6 protein-coding genes and 1 tRNA gene are annotated in these 5,254 nt (G+C 29.4%); 2 read left to right on the top strand and 5 right to left on the bottom strand.

The window, feature by feature from the left end:
- Positions 1-134 precede the first annotated feature (134 nt).
- Both SVN78_08185 and SVN78_08180 read left to right on the top strand, forming a co-directional pair.
- Positions 135-734, top strand: a complete 600-nt coding sequence (locus SVN78_08185) for a rubrerythrin family protein (GenBank protein MDY6821582.1) — start codon at positions 135-137, stop codon at positions 732-734.
- Positions 735-787: 53 nt separating this feature from the next.
- On the top strand, positions 788-1,513 hold the full coding sequence (locus SVN78_08180) for a DUF481 domain-containing protein (GenBank protein MDY6821581.1): 726 nt from the start codon (positions 788-790) through the stop codon (positions 1,511-1,513).
- 31 nt (positions 1,514-1,544) lie between these two features.
- Here SVN78_08180 and SVN78_08175 read toward each other — a convergent pair whose 3' ends face one another.
- The 5 genes from SVN78_08175 to SVN78_08155 form a co-directional block, all read right to left on the bottom strand.
- Entirely contained in the window at positions 1,545-2,483 is a 939-nt protein-coding gene (locus tag SVN78_08175) for an alpha-L-glutamate ligase-like protein (GenBank protein MDY6821580.1), read from the bottom strand.
- A 2-nt stretch (positions 2,484-2,485) separates the two neighbouring features.
- Complete coding sequence (locus SVN78_08170) at positions 2,486-4,018, bottom strand: UUP1 family membrane protein (protein ID MDY6821579.1); 1,533 nt, start codon at positions 4,016-4,018, stop codon at positions 2,486-2,488.
- Between the two features lie 69 nt (positions 4,019-4,087).
- Entirely contained in the window at positions 4,088-4,645 is a 558-nt protein-coding gene (locus SVN78_08165) for a RimK/LysX family protein (protein MDY6821578.1), read from the bottom strand.
- Between the two features lie 98 nt (positions 4,646-4,743).
- A tRNA-Leu gene (locus SVN78_08160) sits at positions 4,744-4,830 on the bottom strand.
- An 85-nt stretch (positions 4,831-4,915) separates the two neighbouring features.
- A partial coding sequence (locus SVN78_08155) for a Smr/MutS family protein (protein ID MDY6821577.1) occupies positions 4,916-5,254 on the bottom strand: 339 nt, incomplete at its 5' end.

Below are 5,254 nucleotides of genomic sequence, written 5' to 3'. Positions count from 1 at the left end.
GGAGCGAACAGCGTAAGGAAGATATAAAAGAAAGTGAGAATAATATAAATAAATAATAACTTAGAAATAATATTTACATTTATATTAATTTATTCTATAAATATTAAATGTAAAATTATGTATGGGGGTTATTTATGAGCAAATCTTTAAAAGGCACAAAAACACTTGATAATTTAATATCCGCCTTTGCAGGCGAGTCACAAGCTAGAAATAGATACACCTATTATGCATCAATTGCAGATAAAGAAGGATACAAGCAGATAGCAGATATATTTTTAGAGACAGCAGATAATGAAAGGATGCATGCAAAAAGGTTTTATGACCATATAATAGAAAACTTAGATGCAAAAGAAGTGATGACATTAGAGCTAAAAACAACTGAGTATCCTTTTTCACTCGGCAATACTGTGCAAAACCTAAAAGCAGCTGCCTTTGGAGAGCACGAAGAAAACACAAAACTATATCCTGAAGCTGCAAAAATAGCTGAAGAAGAGGGTTTTAAAGATGTTGCAATAAGATTTAATAGAATAACTGATGTAGAAAAAAGACATGAAATAAGGTTTGTAAAATTGGCAGAAAATATTGAAAAAGGACTTGTTTTTAAAAAAGAAAGAAAAGTTTTGTGGAAATGTAGAAAATGTGGTTATATCCATGAGGGCTATGAACCACCTGCAAAATGTCCTGCCTGTGACCACCCTAAGGAATTTTATGAAATATTTATAGAAAATTATTAATATTTTAAGTATATATTAACCAACTTTTAAACATATTTACCAAGATTAACTAAATGTTTAAATATTTATTAATATTTTTAGTAATATTATTATGTCCTCAAATATATGCCTTAGATATAAATTTTTTACCCCACTGGGAGAAAGAAGGACGAATATCCTATGCTTCAAGTAGTGGTAATACTGACGATGATGAACTATCTATTAGAATAAAAGTTAACAAACCTAAAGGTAATGATAGATTTTTTTCAGATTTAGAATATTATTTGGAGAGTGAAGATGGTGATGAAACAGAGAATGAACTAACAATTAACTTACGCTACGAACACACAATTAGGAAAAAACTTTTTTACTTTATTAATGGCTACTATAAGAGAGATGAATTTTCGGGAACCCTCTCGAGAACTTATGCAGGCCCTGGCTTAGGTTATACATTAATAGATACTGACAAGCATAATCTACAAATATTAGACTCACTAAACTACGAATATGAAAGTATTAAAGAAAAACCTAACTCATCAAATGTTAATAATGTTTTAAGAATTATATATACATATAACATATATAAAAATATAGAATTTAGCGAAGAATTTAGTTATGATATAGCATTTAATAATACAGATAGATATTTTGTAGACTCAGAATCTTCTCTAGATTTCAAAATAAATAAACATTTATCAATTGTCTTCAATTATATAGTAGAATATCAAAATATTATACCCGAAGATGAATACAAACACACAGATAAAAAATTTCTGGTTTCCTTGGCATTTAAATTTTAATTATAGTCTTTATTAAAAACCTGTAAATAAATTATTTAAAAAGATCCTTTGATATATTTACCCTTTTTTCAGCATCATTAGGTATATTATCTAAACTATCAATTAATCTTAACCTAGGTTCTAAACCACAGGCATTAGCCAATTGAATATTTAAACCAGGTCTTGCATTAATTTCTAATACTAAAGGCCCTAAATCCTCATCAACTACGATATCAACTCCAATATATTGTAGAAAAGTAAAATCAAAACACTTGCTAGCTATTTTAAGAGAATCTTCCCAAAAAGGCACTTGCAAACCTGAAAGCTCAACTGCTGTATCAATATGCTCATATATAAATTTATTGCCAATAATAGCATGATTTGTTCTGCCATTTACTAAACTCACACCTACACCAATTGCTCCCTGATGTAAATTGGCCTTACCATCAGAAAAACTTGTAGGCAATCGCATCATTGCCATAACAGGGATTCCTTTATAAACAATTATCCTTACATCAGGCACCCCTTTAAAGGATATTTTATCAAAAAATGGATCAGGTTTTACACGATATTCAATCATAGCGCTATCAGGGCTTCCACCTAGACTATAAACACCAGATAATATATTAACAATATGATACTTTAATACTTCTAAATCTACAAGTGTTCCATCAGGCCTTACAAATCTATCTTTAATTCTACCAGTTATAACAAAAATCCCATGGCCTTGACTACCCCTAATTGGCTTTATAACAAAATCATCTAATTTTGCTATTAACATCTCAAGACTTTTTATCTGTCTATTTATTTCTATAACACCATAGAGCTTTGGCACAGCTATATTATGCTCTATCGCCAATTTTTTCGTCTCTAACTTATTATCAACAAGAGGATAGTATTTTCTACTATTTATAGGGAGTATATAGACTGCATTTCTTTTATTTATACCTAATATACCAAGTTTTCTTAACCTATTATATGGATTTAGCATTATTATTTTTTATGTATTAATAAATATCTATATCTATAAAACTCAAGCAGTCTATAACCTGTATATCTACCCATAAGAATCATTATTCCAAGAATAACAAGTAATAGCTCAGGGAATAGGAAGAACAAATGTTGTAAAATACTATTTTGCATAAAAAAATACCCAATCACAGCAACTATCAAACTGCCTACCCCTTGTTTCAGAGCTTCCGATCTTCCCCTTTCTTCCCACACAATTGATAATCTTTCTATTGTCATAGTAATAATTACCAGTGGAAACAATGCAATTGATAGTGCACTTGGAATACCTAACTTATTGCTAATAATACTAATTACTAACATCAACAATATAACAATTGTTAAAATAGCAGATAATCTTGGTATCATAAGTAGCTTTAATTTTTCTAAATAAAATCTTAAGAATAATCCCACACTAACAATAATAGTAAATAAAATTATACCCAATAATAGATGGGTTTCCCTAAAAGAGAGAGCAATTAATATGGGCATAAATGTACCATTTGTCTCTATACCTATAAAATTTCTCATAAATACAACAACTAAAGCCCCTAGCGGTAATAGTAATAAAATTCTATATAAATTTTGTGTATTTACAGGCAAGCTTAATAGAGAATATTCTATTAAAGGGGATTTGCTAACATCAACATTTTCTTTTATAATTGGCAAAATCTCTTTAAATGCTCTAATTATTGATATATTAAGATCAACAATCTTCCCACCTGATATTGTAACAGGATTTTCACTCTCTGTTTTCCAAATAAAGGTATCGTTAGGGATACCACTAGAGCCTGTTTTAGGATTAAGCGCTATCCATTCACTTCCATTATTTACCTCTAGAAAAGGCATAAACCTAGCATTTCTTGCGCCGTCTTTAAGTTGTAATAAATAAATAAGGCGAGCTGGTATATGGGCACCTGCTAAAATGTATTTTATTTTTAGAGCAAGATCTCTATCGCCTCTAACATCTTTCATCAATATTTTAATATTTTCAGATTCACTATTTTCATTAACCACCTTTATTAATTCCTTAGAAAAGGTTACAATATCAGCAGATGATCTTCTCACCCTTGATAAAATTGCATTTACTGCAGTTCTCTCTATATCAGTATACTTGGGTGTTGGAACATATGAAATCATTGGTTTTATTCTTCTTGCATTTCTGCCAGGGGCGCTAGAGAGCTGTATTCTATAGTAAAGTATATCTCTCCCACTATCTTTTCTAACAGCCCATAAAATATATCTATTTACACCATCATCTTCTATTGTTTGCCCGTATTCACCAGATACAAAATCTTCATTTATAACTTGATAATTATATGGTTTCTTTGGTATGTAGAATTTAATCTTTGTAGGACCATTATCTACATCAACAGTTATCTTAGCCTCAACTGTCCATATCTCTGATTTCTTATCAGGTGTTAGTGGTAAATTTAAATCATATATTTTAACAGCAAATATTAACAGACCTATAATAATTAAAATAGAAGATAAGAGCTTAACAGGCCATTCATTCATATTTAGTTTTTATACCCACATAATTACTCACATAATATTGAGAGAAATAAATAATACAACAATTATTCATTATTTATTATCAGTCTTTTCATCTTTCAAATAATTACTACATTTATTAATATCTGCTTTATAGTTTATTTTTGGATCTATAACAAAACCATTTTTTTTCATAAGACTTCTACCTAGTAAAACTGGTGAACTAAATCCAGATCTATTAGCAATTGAAAATTCATCTTCATATTTTTTACCATCAAAACAAAAAGTTAATAATACAACTGGTCTTTTCTCATCATCTTTCTCATCTTTTTGTTCATAATAGGCAAATCTAACAAAAGGTGCTTTGATATCCAGCTCTTTCTCTTTACCATCTTCTTCCCATTCAAAATGAAATTTTACAAATTTTTTATCCTCTTCTTCAATAATATTAATATCTTCTCCATGTATAGATGAGGTATCTGCCCCTGTGTCCATTTTAGCTTTTAACTTAACTCCATAGGGAATAAGTACAATATTCTCATAAAAACCAAAGACACTCTTACTCATAATTTTTTCCGCTGCGGATAAGTTTAAAGTGGTTAAAACTAAAATTGTAATAAATAATAAACTAAGCTTAGATATTCTTCGCATTTTTTAACCCCTTTTCTATATAATTTTTTCACTATTAATGATTAGCTGAAATTAATTTAAGTTCATAAATTATAACAAATTCTGGATTTTATTTAATATGCCCGGGGCCGGAATCGAACCGGCACGGGTGAAAACACCCACAGGATTTTAAGTCCTGTGCGTCTACCTAGTTCCGCCACCCGGGCAAAATTGAATCTATTGATTCTATAAATAGAATTAATAGACCTAAGAGCCTTATATGTCAAGCTTAAATTAATAAAATATGCAATTCTATATCTCTACAATTGTAACAGCCTCACCACCTTCATCAGCATTTGCTATTCTATATGATTTCACATATTTATTATTCTTTAAATACTCATGCACACCTTTTTTCAACTTCCCTGTCCCTCTGCCATGAATAATATAAAAGACCTCTACATTATTTAAAAGCATAACAGATATAAAATTATCCAGCTCTTCAAGGGCTTCTTCAACAGTTTTGCCAACTAAATTTAATTCATTCTTTTCTTTTGTAAACTCCTTAGTAATTATATTTATTTTTTCATTATTATCATTTATCTTTACGCCTTTTAGATCTCTTTTATCAATATAAATCTTTTTGTTATC

The sequence above is a fragment of the Deferribacterota bacterium genome, from assembly GCA_034189185.1.
In the GTDB taxonomy this organism is placed as follows: Bacteria; Chrysiogenota; Deferribacteres; order Deferribacterales; family UBA228; genus UBA228.
Note: the sequence above shows the minus strand (reverse complement) of the source record. Positions and strands in the feature narration are given on the sequence as shown.